The organism is Streptomyces sp. NPDC045470 (assembly GCF_040646595.1).
Classification (GTDB): Bacteria; Actinomycetota; Actinomycetes; order Streptomycetales; family Streptomycetaceae; genus Streptomyces.
This window is the reverse complement of record NZ_JBEZAN010000004.1, coordinates 516,572-533,068: the sequence shown is the minus strand read 5'-3', so window position 1 is coordinate 533,068 and position 16,497 is coordinate 516,572. Positions and strand designations below refer to the sequence as shown.

At 71.0% G+C, this 16,497-nt stretch carries 15 protein-coding genes; 11 read left to right on the top strand and 4 right to left on the bottom strand.

Translation table 11 applies throughout. The annotated features are described in order from the left end of the window. From AB0A97_RS16735 to AB0A97_RS16720, 4 genes are all read left to right on the top strand, one after another. The gene (locus tag AB0A97_RS16735; RefSeq protein ID WP_030374403.1) at positions 1-975 is read left to right on the top strand and encodes a ribose-phosphate diphosphokinase; all 975 of its coding nucleotides are present in this window, start codon (positions 1-3) and stop codon (positions 973-975) included. Between the two features lie 222 nt (positions 976-1,197). Beyond that, positions 1,198-1,782, top strand: a complete 585-nt coding sequence (locus AB0A97_RS16730; protein ID WP_361149844.1) for a 50S ribosomal protein L25/general stress protein Ctc — start codon at positions 1,198-1,200, stop codon at positions 1,780-1,782. Between the two features lie 102 nt (positions 1,783-1,884). Next, the gene (gene pth / locus AB0A97_RS16725; protein ID WP_361150206.1) at positions 1,885-2,478 is read left to right on the top strand and encodes an aminoacyl-tRNA hydrolase; all 594 of its coding nucleotides are present in this window, start codon (positions 1,885-1,887) and stop codon (positions 2,476-2,478) included. A 55-nt stretch (positions 2,479-2,533) separates the two neighbouring features. After that, complete coding sequence (locus AB0A97_RS16720) at positions 2,534-3,067, top strand: hypothetical protein (protein WP_361149841.1); 534 nt, start codon at positions 2,534-2,536, stop codon at positions 3,065-3,067. Positions 3,068-3,151: 84 nt separating this feature from the next. Here AB0A97_RS16720 and ppc read toward each other — a convergent pair whose 3' ends face one another. Further along, complete coding sequence (gene ppc / locus AB0A97_RS16715) at positions 3,152-5,839, bottom strand: phosphoenolpyruvate carboxylase (RefSeq protein WP_361150203.1); 2,688 nt, start codon at positions 5,837-5,839, stop codon at positions 3,152-3,154. Positions 5,840-6,342: 503 nt separating this feature from the next. On the opposite strand from ppc, the gene AB0A97_RS16710 reads away from it, so the two are divergent. The 4 genes from AB0A97_RS16710 (at position 6,343) to AB0A97_RS16695 (ending at position 10,257) form a co-directional block, all read left to right on the top strand. Further along, on the top strand, positions 6,343-7,332 hold the full coding sequence (locus tag AB0A97_RS16710) for a fatty acid desaturase (protein ID WP_361149838.1): 990 nt from the start codon (positions 6,343-6,345) through the stop codon (positions 7,330-7,332). Positions 7,333-7,357: 25 nt separating this feature from the next. Continuing rightward, positions 7,358-8,044, top strand: a complete 687-nt coding sequence (locus tag AB0A97_RS16705; protein WP_031006966.1) for a TetR/AcrR family transcriptional regulator — start codon at positions 7,358-7,360, stop codon at positions 8,042-8,044. Positions 8,045-8,951: 907 nt separating this feature from the next. Beyond that, on the top strand, positions 8,952-9,569 hold the full coding sequence (locus AB0A97_RS16700) for a hypothetical protein (RefSeq protein ID WP_361149835.1): 618 nt from the start codon (positions 8,952-8,954) through the stop codon (positions 9,567-9,569). A 55-nt stretch (positions 9,570-9,624) separates the two neighbouring features. Continuing rightward, a complete protein-coding gene (locus tag AB0A97_RS16695) occupies positions 9,625-10,257 on the top strand; it encodes a hypothetical protein (RefSeq protein ID WP_361149833.1) in 633 nt (210 codons plus the stop codon). Positions 10,258-10,266: 9 nt separating this feature from the next. On the opposite strand, the gene AB0A97_RS16690 is transcribed toward AB0A97_RS16695, so the two are convergent. Together AB0A97_RS16690 and AB0A97_RS16685 are read right to left on the bottom strand one after the other, a co-directional pair. Then, positions 10,267-10,623: a glyoxalase gene (locus AB0A97_RS16690; protein WP_361149830.1), complete on the bottom strand. Its 357-nt coding sequence runs from the start codon at positions 10,621-10,623 to the stop codon at positions 10,267-10,269. Between the two features lie 19 nt (positions 10,624-10,642). Beyond that, positions 10,643-11,461 (bottom strand): trans-aconitate 2-methyltransferase, encoded by an 819-nt coding sequence (locus tag AB0A97_RS16685; RefSeq protein WP_361149827.1) that lies wholly within the window; start codon positions 11,459-11,461, stop codon positions 10,643-10,645. Between the two features lie 144 nt (positions 11,462-11,605). On the opposite strand from AB0A97_RS16685, the gene AB0A97_RS16680 reads away from it, so the two are divergent. The 3 genes from AB0A97_RS16680 to AB0A97_RS16670 all read left to right on the top strand — a co-directional run bounded on the left by AB0A97_RS16680 (position 11,606) and on the right by AB0A97_RS16670 (position 15,348). After that, entirely contained in the window at positions 11,606-12,103 is a 498-nt protein-coding gene (locus AB0A97_RS16680) for a MarR family transcriptional regulator (protein WP_361149824.1), read from the top strand. A gap of 76 nt (positions 12,104-12,179) precedes the next feature. Next, positions 12,180-13,094 (top strand): SDR family oxidoreductase, encoded by a 915-nt coding sequence (locus AB0A97_RS16675; RefSeq protein ID WP_361149821.1) that lies wholly within the window; start codon positions 12,180-12,182, stop codon positions 13,092-13,094. 169 nt (positions 13,095-13,263) lie between these two features. Beyond that, the gene (locus AB0A97_RS16670; protein WP_361149819.1) at positions 13,264-15,348 is read left to right on the top strand and encodes a beta-galactosidase; all 2,085 of its coding nucleotides are present in this window, start codon (positions 13,264-13,266) and stop codon (positions 15,346-15,348) included. Positions 15,349-15,397: 49 nt separating this feature from the next. On the opposite strand, the gene AB0A97_RS16665 is transcribed toward AB0A97_RS16670, so the two are convergent. After that, the gene (locus AB0A97_RS16665; RefSeq protein WP_361149816.1) at positions 15,398-16,177 is read right to left on the bottom strand and encodes a response regulator transcription factor; all 780 of its coding nucleotides are present in this window, start codon (positions 16,175-16,177) and stop codon (positions 15,398-15,400) included. Positions 16,178-16,497: the final 320 nt, after the last annotated feature.

Below are 16,497 nucleotides of genomic sequence, written 5' to 3'. Positions count from 1 at the left end.
GTGACCGGGATCAAGACGACCGGCGAGAAGAAGCTGATGCTCTTCTCCGGCCGCGCCCACCCCGAGCTGGCTGAGGAGGTCGCCCACCAGCTGGGTGTCGGGCTGGTCCCGACCAAGGCGTTCGACTTCGCCAACGGCGAGATCTACGTCCGTTACCAGGAGTCGGCGCGTGGTGCGGACTGCTTCTTGATGCAGAGCCACACGGCTCCCATCAACAAGTGGATCATGGAACAGTTGATCATGATTGATGCGCTGAAGCGGGCCTCGGCCCGGAGCATCACCGTGGTCATCCCGTCGTACGGGTACGCCCGTCAGGACAAGAAGCACCGTGGCCGCGAGCCGATCTCGGCCCGGCTGATCGCGGATCTGCTGAAGTGCGCGGGCGCCGACCGGATCGTCACGGTCGATCTGCACACCGACCAGATCCAGGGCTTCTTCGACGGCCCGGTGGACCACCTGTTCGCGCTGCCGGTCCTCGCGGACTACGTGGGCGCCAAGGTGGACCGCGAGAAGCTGACGGTGGTCTCGCCGGACGCGGGCCGGGTGCGGGTCGCGGACCGCTGGTGCGACCGGCTGGACGCGCCGCTGGCGATCGTGCACAAGCGCCGGGACAAGGACGTGGCGAACCAGGTCACCGTCCACGAGGTCGTCGGTGACGTGAAGGACCGGGTCTGCGTCCTGGTCGACGACATGATCGACACCGGTGGCACGATCTGCGCCGCAGCGGAGGCGCTGTTCGCCAACGGTGCCGCGGACGTCATCGTGACGGCCACGCACGGCATCCTGTCCGGTCCGGCGGCGGACCGGCTGAAGAACTCCAAGGTCAGCGAGTTCGTCTTCACCAACACCCTGCCCACCCCGTCCGAGCTGGAGCTGGACAAGATCACGGTGCTGTCGATGGCGCCGACGATCGCGCGGGCGATCCGTGAGGTGTTCGAGGACGGCTCGGTGACCAGCCTCTTCGAGGAGCAGTGAGCCGGATTCCGTAGCCCGTAGGGGCGCGCGGAGATCGACTTTGGGGGCGGCCTCCCCGCCGGGTAGACTCATGGAGTTGCTCGGCGAGGGAGGCCGCACTTTTCTGTGGTGCGGCGGTCCGTTATCGACGCGCTCTTCGTAGCAGGTCTGTCGTGGGCCGGGTGACGCCCCACAGATCCGTCCGGTCGTCCGTCGACCGCGCCGACTACGAGGAGTGCCGCCATGGCTGAGGTCAAGCTCGACGCCAAGATCCGTACCGACTTCGGTAAGGGTGCCGCCCGCCGTTCCCGCCGTGCGGACATGGTCCCCGCCGTGGTCTACGGCCACGGTGACGAGCCGAAGCACATCGCCATCCACAACCACGCGCTGATGATGGCCCTGAAGACCCCGAACGCGCTGATCCGTCTGGAGATGGACGGCGAGAACATGCTGGTCATCCCCAAGGCCGTGCAGCGTGAGGCCATCCGTGGCTTCCTGGTCCACGTGGACTTCCTGGCCGTGCGCAAGGGCGAGAAGGTCACCGTCGAGATCCCGATCCACACCGAGGGTGACCTGGCGCCGGGTGCGAACCTGCTGGAGCACCTGCTGAACACGCTGCCGCTGGAGGCCGAGGCCACCCACATCCCGGAGTCGGTGACCGTCTCCGTGGCGGGTCTGGACGCCGGTGACTCGGTGCACGCCAAGGACATCACCCTGCCGACCGGTTCGACGCTGGCGATCGACGAGGAGACCGTGGTGCTCCAGGTCGTCGCGGCGCAGGCCGAGGCGCCGGCGGCGGGCGAGGGCGACGAGTCCGCCGAGGGCTGATCGCTTCCGTAACGCGCGTTACTGTCAACCGCTGCCCCGCCCTCTCGGTGCGGGGCGGCGGTTGAGCCGTTTCAGGGTGGGTCGCTGCAAGGAGACATGAGGATGACGACGGACGCCGAGGGCCCTTGGCTGATCGCGGGGCTGGGCAACCCGGGCCCGGAGTACGCGGCCAATCGCCACAACGTGGGGTTCATGGTGGCGGATCTGCTCGCGGAGCGGATGCGGGGGCGTTTCAAGGCGCACAAGGCGCGGGCGCAGGTCGTGGAGGGCCGGATCGGTCCGCCGGGGCCGGGTGGCCGGCGGGTGGTGGTGGCCAAGCCGATGACGTACATGAATCTGTCGGGTGGTCCGGTGACGGCGCTGCGGGACTTCTACAAGGTTCCGGTGGCGAACATCATCGCGGTGCACGACGAGCTGGACATCGACTTCGGGGCGCTGCGGCTGAAGCTGGGCGGTGGTGACAACGGGCACAACGGTCTGAAGTCGATCACGAAGTCGCTGGGGCCGGATTATCACCGGGTGCGGTTCGGTATCGGCCGTCCTCCGGGGCGTATGCAGGTGGCGGATTTTGTGCTGAAGGACTTCTCCGGTGCCGAGCGCAAGGAGCTGGACTACTTCGTGGACCGGGCCGCGGACGCGGTGGAGGGGCTGGTGCTGGACGGTCTGGAGCGGGCGCAGAGTACGTACAACTCCTGAACGGGCCGGCGTCCCAGGTTGACCGCGCGCAGTCATATGGCCAAGGATCGCCGCCATGCCCAAGAGCCGCCCGAGCAGCAAGAAGCGCAGCCGCCCCGTCAAACGCAGCCGTACCCGCCGGATGGGGGAGAGTGCCTATGGGCTGCTGCTCGTCGCCCGTATGGGGCTGATGGGCGCGCTGGCGCTGTTGCTGCTGGTGGCGGGTGTCTGGACGTCGTGGAACACGGCGCGGTACGCGATGCTCGTGGAGGCGCGGGAGCGGGGGACGATGACGGTGACGGCCTGCCATGAGGACCGGTGCACGGGCCCGTATCTGCCTTTGGAGGGCAGTCGGCGCCGGACGCAGGTGTCGATGGCCGCCGCGGCCGCTCCGGACCGGGGTGAGCAGGTCGAGGTGACGGTGAAGCCGGGTACGGACCGGGCTGTGCGCATCGGGGCGGGCGGCGTTCTGCATGCGTGGGTGCCGTTCGCGGGGTCGCTGCTGCTGGCGGCTCTGGTGGTGGCGGGCGGCATGAAGCTGCGGCGTACGGCCTGGGTGATGGGGCTGATGGGGACGGTGTTGCTGGGGGCGACGTTCGCGGCGTTGTAGGCGGGGGTTCGTATCCGCGCACGACTGTTGGCCGGGGCACGGGCCCCGGCCAACGGTGTGTGTCCTACCGGTCGGCCGTCCGGCTCATCCGGTGTTGCGAAGTCCCGCCGCCACCCCGTTGACGGTGAGCAGGAGCGCCCGCGCCAGTACCGGGTCGGCTTCCTCGCCGCGTTCCGCGGCGGCCCGCTGGCGGTGCAGCAGGGTGACCTGGAGGTAGGAGATCGGGTCCAGGTAGGCGTCCCGGATGTGGAACGTCTGCTTGAGCACCGGGTTGGATTCGAGCAGTTCGCTCTCGCCCGTGACGCGCAGGACTTCCTGCACGGTCAGTTCGTGTTCGGCCTTGATCGTGTCGAAGACGTGCTTGAGCTCGTCGGGGACGAGGGTGTCGACGTAGTGCCGGGCGATCCGCAGGTCGGTCTTGGCCAGGGTCATCTCGACGTTGGACAGGAAGTTGCGGAAGAAGTGCCAGTGCTCGTGCATCTCGTCGAGGACGACGTCGAGTCCGGCTTCGCGGGCGGCCTTGAGGCCCGTACCGACGCCGAACCAGCCGGGGACGATCTGCCGGGACTGGGTCCAGCCGAAGACCCAGGGGATGGCGCGCAGGCCGTCGAGTCCGGCGCCGGAGTCGGGCCGGCGGGAGGGCCGGGAGCCGAGGTGCAGTTCGGCGAGCTGGTCGACGGGGGTGGACGCGAAGAAGTACGCGGGCAGGTCGGGGTCCTCGACGAGCCGCCGGTACGCGCCGTGGGCGGCGTCGGAGACGGTCTCCATGGCGGCGTCCCAGCGGGCCAGCGCCTCGTCGGACTGGCGGGGCGCGGTGTGCAGCGCGGAGGCCTGGAGGGTGGCGGCGACGGTCAGTTCCAGGTTCTCCCGGGCGAGGGAGGGGACCAGGTACTTGTCGGAGATGACCTCGCCCTGTTCGGTGACCTTGATCTCGCCTTCGAGAGTGCCGTAGGGCTGGGCGAGGATCGCGTCGTGGGAGGGGCCGCCGCCGCGGCCGACGGTGCCGCCGCGGCCGTGGAAGAGGCGCAGGCGTACGCCGTGCCGGTGGGCGACGTCGCGCAGCAGGCGCTGGGCGCGGTGGATCTCCCACTGGCTGGTGGTGATGCCGCCGAACTTGGAGGAGTCGGAGTAGCCGAGCATGACCTCCTGGACGTCGCCGCGCAGGGCGACCAGGCGCCGGTAGGAGGGGTCGGCGAGCATCTCGTCGAGGAGCTGGTCGGCGATCTTCAGTTCGTCGGTGGTCTCCAGGAGCGGCACGATGCCGATCTTGGCCCAGCCGGCGTGCAGGTCGATGAGGCCGGCCTCGCGGGCCAGGACGGTGGCGGCGAAGACGTCGTCGGAGCCCTGGCACATGGAGATGATGTAGGACTCGACGACCTCGGGGCCGAAGGTCTCCTTGGCCTTGAGGACGGTGCGGAAGACGCCGAGGGTCTTGGCGCCGGCCTCGTCGAGGGGGGCGGGGCTGGGGGCGAGGGGGCGGCGCGAGCGCAGTTCCTTGGCGAGGAGCTTGCGGCGGTAGTCGCGCGGCATGTCGGTGTAGCGCCAGGATTCCTCGCCGAGGCGGTCGAAGAGCTGGCCGAGGGCGTGGTGGTGGGCGTCGGCGTGTTCGCGGACGTCCATGGTGGCGAGCTGGAGGCCGAAGGCCGCGATCGTACGGATCGTGCGTTCCAGGCGGCCGTCGGCGACGAGGCCGCCGCGGTGCTCGCGCAGGGAGGTCTGGATGAGGGTGAGGTCCTCGATGAGGCCGGTGGTGCCGAGGTAGTCGCGGCCGGGGACGTGGGGGGTGTCGTTGGCGAGGCGTTCGCGGGTGTTGACGAGCTTCTGGCGGATGCAGGTGGCCTTGAGGCGGTAGGGCTCCTCGGCGTTCAGCCGCTTGTAGCGGGGGCTGATCTCGGGGAGGGCGTCGAGGTCCTGCTGGAGGGAGGCGAGGAGTTCGTCGGTGGCGCCGCAGTTGCGGATGGAGTTGGACAGGGCGCCGCGCAGCTCGTCGATGTGTTCGAGGGCGTCGGTGATGCCGTGTTCGTGCTGGAGGATCAGGACGTCCCAGGTGACCTGGGGGGTGACGTTGGGGTTGCCGTCGCGGTCGCCGCCGATCCAGGTGCCGAAGGTGAGGGGGCGGGTGCCGGGCGGGAGCTGGGCGCCGGCCCGTTCCAGTTCGGCGGCGAGGTCTTCGAGGACGTCGCCGACGGCGCCGCGGCCCAGCTCGTCGAGGTAGTAGATGGCGTTGCGGGCCTCGTCGGTCGGCTCGGGGCGGGCGACGCGCAGCTCGTCGGTCTGCCAGATGAGGTCGATGTTCTCGGCGAGGCGCAGGTCGGCGCGGCGGCGTTCGGTGGTGTCCGTACGGTCGAGGAGTTCGGCGACCTTGCGGAGCTTGGTGAGGACCGAGCGGCGGGCGGCTTCGGTGGGGTGGGCGGTGAAGACGGGCCGTACGCCGAGGTTGGCGGCGGTGGCGCGCAGGTGCTCGGGGTCGGCGTCCTTGAGCATGTCGGCGGTGCGGGCGAGGATGCCGCCTTCGGCGGCGCGCCGGGCGCGCAGTTCGCGGCCGCGGTGGACCTGCTCGGTGACGTTGGCGAGGTGAAAGTAGGTGGAGAAGGCGCGGACGAGCTTGGCGGCGGTGGCCAGGTCGGTCTCGCCGAGGAGCCGGGCGGCGGCCTCGCCGTCGGTGCGGGTCAGGGCGCGGACCTGTTCGACGAGGTCGAGGAGGTCCTGGCCTTCCTGGCGGACGAGGGTCTCGCCGAGGAGGTCGCCGAGGCGGCGGATGTCGGCGCGCAGGGGCCCGTTGTCGCGTGCGGCGTCGGCGGCGGCCGGGGTGTCGGTGGCGCCGGTGCGCTCGTCGTTCGCGGCGGGGGTGGGGTCGGCACTGCTCACAGGTGCGGCTCCTTGCAGTGATCTTCGTGATCTGAGCACGTCCGGGCGCTGGCAGGGGTGCTCCCCAGCGGCTGCCGGGGGTGGGCCCGGCGGTGCTGGGGGCGGTTCGCGGACCGCGCTGTCCGACGTTCCCCAGGATAGGTCTCCGCGGCGTCGGCGGATCACCCTGTCCGTTCTGTGGGCACCTACCTGTTCGGGGTGGCGCTCACACCTGGACGTTGTTCATATGTGACGGAACTTGCACGGTTCTCTCACCTGATTGCCTGATGTTTTTGCCGCAATTCGGTCACCCGTTACCGACCTGTCGGACCCTTGCCCGTACCGAGGGCACTGCCATACTTACGAAACCGTAGGTTACGGTCCCGTAGCCGTAACCGTGCCCCCGAGCCCCCTACGAGGGACACCACATGACCGCTGGCCCCGAAGTCATCGAAGAGTCACCGAAACCCGCCGAAACGCCGCTGCCGTCCGCGACACTCGGCGACGACAGCAAGCGCTCGGTCGAACAGATCACCCTGCTGCTGTTCATCACCCTGCCCTTCGTGGCGCTGGTGGCCGCGGTGCCGCTGGCCTGGGGCTGGGGTGTGACCTGGCTCGACCTGGCGCTGCTGGCGGCGATGTACTTCATCGGCTGCCACGGCATCACCATCGGCTTCCACCGCTACTTCACGCACGGCGCCTTCAAGGCCAAACGCCCGCTGCGGATCGCCCTGGCGGTCATGGGGTCGCTGGCGGTCGAGGGGCCGCTGGTGCGCTGGGTGGCCGACCACCGCAAGCATCACAAGTTCTCCGACGCGGAGGGCGACCCGCACTCCCCCTGGCGGTTCGGCGAGACGGTGCCGGCGCTCATGAAGGGCCTGTGGTGGGCCCACATCGGCTGGATGTTCGACGAGGAGCAGACGCCGCAGCACAAGTACGCGCCGGACCTGATCAAGGACCCCGCGATCCGCCGGATCTCCCGCCAGTTCGTCCTGTGGACCGTCGTCTCCCTCCTCGTCCCGCCCCTGGTCGGCGGCCTGGTCACGATGTCCTGGCAGGGCGCGGCCACCGCGTTCTTCTGGGGCTCCCTGGTCCGCGTCGGTCTGCTCCACCACGTCACCTGGTCGATCAACTCGATCTGCCACGCGGTCGGCAAGCGCCCGTTCAAGTCCCGCGACCGCTCCGGCAACGTCTGGTGGCTGGCGGTGCTCTCCTGCGGCGAGTCCTGGCACAACCTGCACCACGCCGACCCGACGTGCGCCCGGCACGGCGTCATGAAGGGGCAGCTCGACTCCAGCGCCCGCCTCATCCGCTGGTTCGAGAAGGCCGGCTGGGCGTACGACGTGCGCTGGCCGAACGCCTCCCGCCTCGACGCGAAGCGCGCGGACGCCGCCGCGCCCGGGGGTACCGGGCGGTGACAGCCGGGGAAGGCATGATTGACGGGTGGCGATCGACGGCAGCAGCGTGAACGACAACCAGGGCAAGGCCCCCTCCGGCGCGGGGACCCGGCGCACCCGCAGGGTGCGGATGACGGGCGCCCAACGCCGTGAGCAGCTGCTCGACATCGGTCGCGCCCTCTTCGCCGAACGCGGCTTCGAGGGCACCTCGGTCGAGGAGATCGCGGCGAAGGCCGGCGTCTCCAAGCCGGTCGTCTACGAGCACTTCGGCGGCAAGGAGGGGTTGTACGCCGTCGTGGTGGACCGCGAGATGCGCCAGCTGCTGGACATGGTCACCGGCGCCCTGACCGCCGGCCACCCCCGCGAACTCCTCGAACAGGCCGCCTTCGCCCTCCTCGACTACATCGAGACCTACACCGACGGCTTCCGCATCCTGGTCCGCGACTCCCCCGTGGCCCAGTCCACCGGCACCTTCGCCTCCCTGATCAGCGACATCGCCACCCAGGTGGAAGACATCCTCGGCCTGGAATTCAAGGCCCGCGGCTTCGACCCGAAACTGGCCCCCCTGTACGCCCAGGCCCTGGTCGGCATGGTCGCCCTGACCGGCCAGTGGTGGCTCGACGTCCGCAAACCGAAGAAGTCCGAGGTGGCCGCCCACCTGGTGAACCTCGCCTGGCACGGCCTGGACGGCCTGGAACCGAAGCCCCGCCTGATAGGCCATCGGCGGGCCTGACCCCGGACCGCTCCGGCCCCGGCCCGCAGGTGCCTCCTGCCCGCGCACCCCAAAACACCCCATAGAGCGACAACCCTCCTGCACTCCCCAAACCTCCCGGTCTCCCCTTCCGCGGAACATTCGCCGAAATCCGGCCGACCGTCGAGGTGTCTTCGCCGCGCGAACACACCTCGATAGCATCGGATTCCGTTTCCGGCTGAAGTGGAGTTCCGTCACCTTGCGCCCTGACCTGGAGCAGAATTTCGCCGCCGCACTCCCCGCGGGGAGATATGTGTCGGCACACTCCGTGTCGGCCGGTCGATGAACTGTCCGTCAGGGAAGGAGGGGTGCGATGCGCCGCAGGCGAAACGGCCCGTGGTGTTGTCGGGTGCGGCACCCGTCCGCGGAGACCGGGGGGAAATTCGGGTCGCTGCTGCTGCGTCCCGGCCTCGACGACCTGCCGCCCTCGTCCACCACCCGCACCGACAACGGTCCCGCCCTGCGCCGGGAGCGGCAGAAGCGGAAGGCGACGTCCTTCGGCGGCTGGGACAGTCCGGCGGTCCGGTGGCTGGCGGCGGCGCAGCCCCGTTCCGAGGCGGGAGTGCTGACGTACGCGGCACTCACCGAGCGGACGTTCCAGTTCGTGTACGCGCAGGCTCCGCGCTCGGGCGGGGAGCGCCGGTGTCATGGAGCTGGGTGCGTCCTTCGACCGCTCCGCCCTCGCGTGGACCCGTCTGGGCGACAAGCAGTTCCTTGATTACATGTACGGTTTCACCGACGGGTCGTGGGGCGTGGCCTCGGGTCCGGACGAAGAATATTTCCGCCGTTTCTTCCCCGGTACGCTCACCGAAAAGAACTTCCCATTCCTTGACGAACTCCCTATCGCTCCGGTGGTACGCATGCGCTGCCCCGTAAGGAGAACTGACCCATGCGGCCAGACTTGGAGCAAAAGATCGTTGCGGCTCTGCCTCAGGACGAGCGGTTCGTGGGCGGGTTCAGCGTCATGCGGGCGACCACCGGCCAGGACTCGGTGAGTTCCGACGCGCCGGCCGAGCGTCGGCCGCGGGCGCTGGCCGGGGAGGGCGCTCTGTGGGTTGCCGGCATCTCGGCCTCCTTCAAGGGGGTCATCAACGATGTGGGGTCGCCGTCGGCCCGGGAGGGCACCGAGGATCCCGCCAAACGTCCGAAGCGGCAGCGGAAGAACGCCTCGTTCTTCGGTGGCCGGGACAGTCTGGCCGGGCAGTGGCTGGCGGCGGCACAGCCTCGCTCCCGTGCGGGGCTGGTCACTACCGTGGTCCTCACCGACAAGCGGCTGCGCTTCGAGTACATACCCCGTCGGCGTCTGACCGGCCGCCTCGGCGACACGGTCGAGCTGGGGGCGTCCTTCTCGCCTGACTCCCTGACGTGGACGCGCCGCAGGAACACGCACTTGGACATGCAGTTCGGGTTCACCGACGGGTCCTGGGGCACGGTCATGGCCGCGCCGGAAGAAGATTTCCTCCAGGTTTTTCCCGGGACTCTCAGCCACCTCGTGCCCATCCCATGAACCCTCGTCTTCTTCCGGAAGACCGCTGGACAGATCGTATGAGGAGTTGCCCGTCATGACACCCGAGCTCGAACAGAAGGTTTTTTCCGCTCTGCCGCCGGGCGAGAAGCTGCTGACGGGCTTCGAGGTCTCGCGTTCGTTGGCGTTCAGCCGCGGTCGGGGCGGGAGCAGCAGCGCTCCGGACTCGCGGCGGCCCAAGGTGCTGGTAGGGCAGGAGAAGGACGGGGACGGCTGGACTCGCTTCATTTCCCGGGTTTTTCGCGTGTTCACCACTGATGTGCCTGCTCAGCAGCGCGGCGTCTCCGTCGAGGGGCCTTCGCTGCGGGGCGAGCGCCAGAAGAACAAGGACTCGTTCTTCGGTGGCTGGGACAGTCTGGCCGGGCAGTTCCTGATCGCCGGCCAGCCGCAGTCCAAGACCGGGGTGGCTGCCGTCGTGGCCGTCACCGATGTGTGTATGCGTTTTGTCTACGTACAGTACCGGCGCGTCCTAGGTGGACTGGGTGAGGCTGTCGAGCTGGGGGCCTCTTTTCCGCACGACGCTCTGGTGTGGACCCGGCGGCACGAGCCGAAGAACGAGATGCAGTTCGGGTTTTCCGACGGGTCGTGGGGAACTCTGTTCGTTCCGGGGGATGGGGAATTCATGAAGCATTTCCCGGGGACGCTCGGCCACAAGGATCCGATTCCGTAGGCCCCTGCCTCATTCCAGGAATTCCAGCCGGTTGCCCACGGGGTCGTGTGCGTAGAAGCGGTGATGGCCCGGGAGGGTGTCGTCCCAGGTCACTGTGATGTCGTGGTGGGTGAGGCGGGTCGCGTGGGCGCGGATGCCGGTGACGCGGAGGGCCGGGTGGGCTTTGCGGGCGGGCCTGAAGTCGGGGTCGATGCCCAGGTGGAGCTGGGTGGTGGGGCCGGCCTCGAACCAGCAGCCTCCGCGCGCGGCGAGCGACGGCGGCTTGGGGATTTCCCGGAGGCCCAGGATGCCGCCGTAGAACGCGCGCAGGACGGTTTCGCTGCCGGGTGGTGCGGCGAGCTGGACGTGGTCGAGGCCGGTGATCACGGGTTCACCTCATCCGGGGTCAGTGTTCCTTGTGGGCCACGACGAAGATCCGGCGGAACGGGAAGACCGTGCCGTGCGGGCCGGGCGGGTAGGACTTGCGGAGCAGGTCCCGGTATTGGGACAGGAATTCGTCGCGGGCCGCCGGGTCGTCCTCCAGGGCGGTCAGTACGGGGCGCAGGGCCGTGCCCTTGACCCAGTCGAGGACCGGGTCCTCGCCCTGGAGGAGCTGGGCGTAGGTCGTCTCCCAGGCGTCCACGGCGCAGCCGAGCGCGGTGAGGCGTTCCAGGTAGGCGGTGGGGGCGAGGATGTGGACGAAGCGGCGGCCGTGGTCGGCGAGGCGGTCGCGCCACTGGGGTTCGTCGCAGAGTTCGCCGAGCAGTGCGTGGCTGGGCGAGGTGAAGTTGCCGGGGACCTGGAAGGCGAGGGTGCCGCCGGGGGTGAGGCCGTCGATCCACGCCGGGAGGGACTCGGGGTGGTTGGGGACCCATTGCAGCGCCGCGTTGGAGATGATCAGGTCGAACGGTTCGGCGGGGCGCCAGTCGGCGGCGTCGGCGTGTGCGAAGTCGAGGTGGCCGCCGCCGGGGGTGGGTCCGGCGTACAGGTCGGCTTCCTTGAGCATCTCGGCCGAGCTGTCCAGGCCGGTGATGTGCGCGTCGGGCCAGCGGTCGGCGAGCTGGACGGTGACGTTGCCGGGACCGCAGCCGAGGTCGGCGATGCGGGCGGGGCGGTTGCGGTGGGGCAGCTCGGGTATGCGGGCGAGGAGATCGTGGAACGGGCGCGTGCGGTGTCCGGCGTGGCGCAGGTACTGCTGCGGGTCCCAGGTTGGTGCGACGTGCATGTTCGAACCCCTTCGGCTGGTGCAGGGTTGGTACAGGCCACGCGAGCGCGGCGTGAGCCCATCGCCGACGATGCCCAATAGTCCACGGAAATATATCTTGATGCCAAGAGACTTCACATCGACAGACCAACTACACTGATCGACATGGAGGACGAGGTCGATCGACTGGTCGCGGCATGGCGCCGGGAGCGCCCGGACCTCGACGTGGAACCGCTTGAGGTCCTCAGCCGCATCAGCAGGCTGGCCAGGCACCTCGACCGCGCGCGCCGCCTCGCCTTCTCCGAGGTCGGTCTGGAGCCCTGGGAATTCGACGTGCTGACCGCGCTGCGCCGCGCGGGGGCTCCGTATCAATTGTCCCCCGGCGCGCTGCTGACGCAGACGCTGGTCACCTCCGGCACGATGACCAACCGCATCGACCGGCTCGCCAAGAAGGGCCTGGTCGAACGGCTGCCCGACCCCAGCGACCGGCGCGGCGTACTGGTCCGGCTCACCCCGGAGGGGCGCGAGGCGGCCGACGAGTCGCTGGCCGGGCTGCTCACCCAGGAGCGCGCGATCCTGGCCGAGCTGTCCCCTCAGCAGCGCGGTGAACTGTCCGGGCTGCTGAGGCAGTTGACGGCGCCGTTCGACAACACGCCGGGCTGACGGCCGGCCCCGGCCGCCGCCGGGCCCCGTCACGTCCCCTTGCCTCGCCCCCGCCCGTTGGGCTTGGATCGCGACCATGAGCCAGCACGGCCCGCGGGGCCAGCAGGGGCATGACGGCGGGCCAGGGCACGAGGACCGGTACGGACAGCAGGACCGGTACGGGCACGAGGACCGGTACGGGCAGCAGGGCCACTCCCGGCGCCAGGGACACCGGCGGCCCGCCGGAGCGCCGGACGGGTCACGCTTCACCGGGCGTACGGTCCTGGTGACCGGTGCCGCCGCCGGAATCGGCGCGGCGACCGCCGACCGGCTGGCGGCCGAGGGCGCGCGGGTGCTGCTCCTGGACATCGACGACGAGCGCGGCGAGCGCACCGCCCGCCGGATCCGCGCCCTCGGCGGCCGGGCCTCGTACGAGCACTGCGACGTGGCACGCGAGGACCACTGGCAGCGTGCCGCGCACGCCGCCCGGCAGCGGTACGGGCCGGTGGACGCGCTGGTCAGCAACGCGGCGCTGCAGGGGCCGCACACACCCGCCGACGTGATCGCGCCGGCGGACTGGGACCGGCAACTGGCGGTGAACCTGACCGGGGCCTTCCTGGGCGTACGGGCCGTACTGGCGGACCTGCGGGAGCGGCGCGGCGCCGTCGTGCTCACCTCGTCGGTGCAGGCGCACTTCGGCCTGCCGGGCCGTCCCGCGTACGCCGCGACGAAGGCGGGGCTGACCGGTCTGGCCCGTCAGCTGGCGGTCGAGTACGGGCCGCAGGTGCGGGTGAACAGTGTGCTGCCGGGGCCGGTGCTGACAGCGGCCTGGGAGTCCGTCGGCGAGGCGGACCGGCGGGCCAGCGCCGAGGCGACGGCGGCCGGGCGGCTCGGGCGTCCGGAGGAGGTGGCGACCGCCATCGCGTTCCTGCTCTCCGACGACGCGTCGTACGTGACCGGCACCGACCTGGTCGTGGACGGCGGCTGGAGCGTGCGGAAGGAGTCGTCCTGAGGGGCAGGCGCGAAACACCGACGCCCCCGTGAGACCGCCGTGAGGCCGGATGTGCGCGCTGCGGCGCCCCGCCGCGGGAATCATGGCGGTACGGGCGGCCCGCTCCCGGGCACGGCCGGCCGCGCCGCCCGCAGCTCGTGCCACCACACGTCGCGACCAAGGGGATCCGATGGGCATCCATTTCGGTGCGGACTACAACCCCGAGCAGTGGCCCGAGGAGGTCTGGGAGGAGGACATCGGCCTGATGAAGCGGGCCCACGTCACCATGGTCACCGCCGGGATCTTCTCGTGGGCGAAGGCCGAGCCCCGGCCCGGCGCGTACGACTTCGACTGGTTCGACCGGGTCATGGACGGCCTCGGCGGCGCGGGCATCCGCGTGTGTCTGGCCACCATGACCGCCTCCCCGCCGCCCTGGCTCACCCGCGCGCACCCGGAGGTGCTGCCGCAGGGCCCGGACGGACAGCGCCGCTGGCCCGGCGGACGGCAGCACTACTGCCCGTCCAGCCCGGTCTACCGCGAGCACGCGGTCCGTCTCGTCGGGCGGCTCGCCGCCCGCTACGCCGGTCACCCGGCGCTGGCCCTGTGGCACGTCGGCAACGAGTACGGCTGCCACACCCGCCAGTGCTTCTGCGACGTGTCCGCCGCGGACTTCCGGCGGTGGCTGCGCGAGCGGTACGGCAGCGTGGCGCGCCTCAACGACGCGTGGTCCACGGCCTTCTGGTCGCAGGCGTACACGGACTTCGAGGAGGTGCTGCCGCCGCGTACCGCGCCCACCTTCCCCAACCCGGCCCATCAGCTCGACTATCTGCGCTTCAGCGACGACGCGCTGCGCGACTGCTACCTGGCGGAGCGGGAGGTGCTGGCGCGGCTGAGTCCCGGGATGCCGGTGACCACGAACCTGATGCCGTTCCACAAGCCGGTGGACGCCTTCGCGTGGTCGCGCGACATGGACGCGATGGCGCTGGACTTCTACCAGGACCCGTTCGACCCGGAGACGCATCTGAAGGCCGCGTACACCTTCGACCTGATGCGTTCGGCGCGCCGCGGGCAGCCCTGGCTGCTGCTGGAGCAGGCGCCCGGCGCGGTCAACTGGCGGGCCCTCAACGGTCCGAAGCCGCCGGGCACGATGCGCCTGTGGAGCTGGCAGGCCGTCGCGCAGGGCGCGGACGCCGTCCTGTACTTCCAGTGGCGGCAGTCGCGCGGCGGCGCGGAGAAGTTCCACTCGGCGATGGTGCCGCACGCCGGTACGGACACCCGGATCTTCCGCGAGGTGTGCGACCTGGGGCGGGAGCTGGCGTCCGTACCGGAGCTCGCGGGGACACGGGTGGTGCGGCCGACGGTGGCGCTGGTGACGGACTGGGACTGCTGGCGGGCGCTGGAGCTGGACTCGCACCCGTCCACGGCGCTGCGCCTGCCGGAACTGGCGCTGGGGCACTACCGGCCGCTGTTCGAGGCGGGGGTGGCGTGCGACGTCGTGCCGCCGGACCGTGACCTGTCCGGCTACCGGCTGGTCGTCGTGCCGAACCTGTACCTGGTGACGGGGTCCGTCGCGCAGCGCCTGGCGTCGTACGTGCGCGGCGGCGGCCAACTGCTGATGTCGTTCTTCTCGGGGGTCGTGGACGACTGCGACCGGGTGCATCCGGGCGGCTGTCCGGGGCCGCTGCGGTCGCTGCTGGGCCTGCGGGTGGAGGAGTTCTGGCCGCTGGACGAGGGTGCGACGGTGGGGGTGCGGGGTCTGGCGGGGGTACGGGGGCGGGGCGGCGGCCGGGCGCGTACGGGGGCGGCGGGCGCCTGGGTGCTGCCCGCCGGTACGGCGGACCTGTGGTCGGAGGCCGTCCGCCTGGAGGGCGCCGAGCCCGTCGCGGAGTTCACCGACGGCGATCTGGCGGGCTCCCCGGCCGTCACCCGGCACGGCTACGGCGCGGGCACGGTGACGTATCTGGGCACCCGCCTCGAACCGCCGCTGATGCGCGCCCTGACGGACCGCGTACGGGAGGCGGCGGGCGTGCGGCCGGTGCTGGCCGGGCTGCCCGACGGCGTGCAGGCCACCGTCCGGGAAGGCGCCGGCGGCCGCTTCCTCTTCCTGCTCAACCACGGCACGCGGGCGGCCGACATCACCCTGCCGTGCCCGATGGCCGACGCGCTCGCCGGGACGCGCGGGGAGCGGGCGGAGCACACGTACCGGATAGGGCTGCCGGCCCGCGGTGCGGCCGTGCTGAAGGACCTGCACGGGGCGGTGCCCGCGGGCGGCTGACCGGGGACCGGCGGTGCCGGGCGCGGCGCGGGCGGGCCCGCGCCGCGCCTCAGGTCAGCGCGGACGCCGCGGCGGTGGCCGGTTCGAGTTCCACCGGGCCCACGCCGGCCCGCCGGGCCAGTGCGACGGCGGCGAGCGTGGAGTGGACGCCCAGCTTGCCGAGCACGTTCTGCATGTGCGTACGGACCGTGTGCGGGGACAGGAACAGCCGCTCGGCGACCGCCTTGCGGCCCAGCCCCGCCACCATGCAGCGCAGCACCTCGCGCTCGCGCGGCGTCAGCGACTCCACCAGCCGCTCGCTCTCCGTACGGTGCTTGCGTGCCGCCGTCAGCTCCCGCAGGACGCCGGTGAGCAGCGCGGGCGGCAGGTGCGTCTCGTCACGCAGCACGCCGCGGATGACGGCGAGCAGGCGGGAGAGCGAGCAGTCCTTGGCGACCCAGCCGCCGGCACCCGCCTGGAGTGCGAAGGCGGCCCGGCGCGGGTCGTCCTTCTCGGCGAGCACGACGGTACGGACGTACGGGTACGCCGTACGGACGCCGGCGACCAGCGAGATGCCGTCCAGCGGGCCGCCGTCCGCGGCGCTGTCGCGGCCCGGCGCGGGCCGGTCCGGTACGGACGCCAGCGGCGCCGCGACGGTGCCGAGGTCGGCGTCGATGAGCATCACGTCGAAGCGCCGGCCGTCCGCGGCCGCCCGCTCCAGGCTGCGCAGAGCCGCCGGTCCGCTGCCGGCCGCGGCCACGTCCACGTCCTGCTCGGCCGCGAGCGCGGCCGCCAGGGACTCGGCGAAGATGCGGTGGTCGTCGACCACCAGAACCCGGATGCGTTGCACTGAGACCCCCTGTCTCGGGGAACGGACCAAGTGGGCACGGCGCCCGGGACCAAGGCCGACGCAGCCGCACGGCCGCCGCCGTGCCGCCTGGCTACCCCACCCCGGGCGTCGTACCCGACTGTCTCGCCCCCTGATCAGCACCGGCCCCCACCGGTGCTGGGACTCAGAGTACGGACGGGGTGCGGCAACGGAAGGCTATTGGCAAAACTGCTCGGCCCAAGTGTTCACAGTGGGGCCCAACGGTCGTCGAGGGGCACGAGTCGACAAGGTTCGTCCGAATCCGATCGGCCGGAGCGACCGGCGGGAAGCGCCCGGAGCGG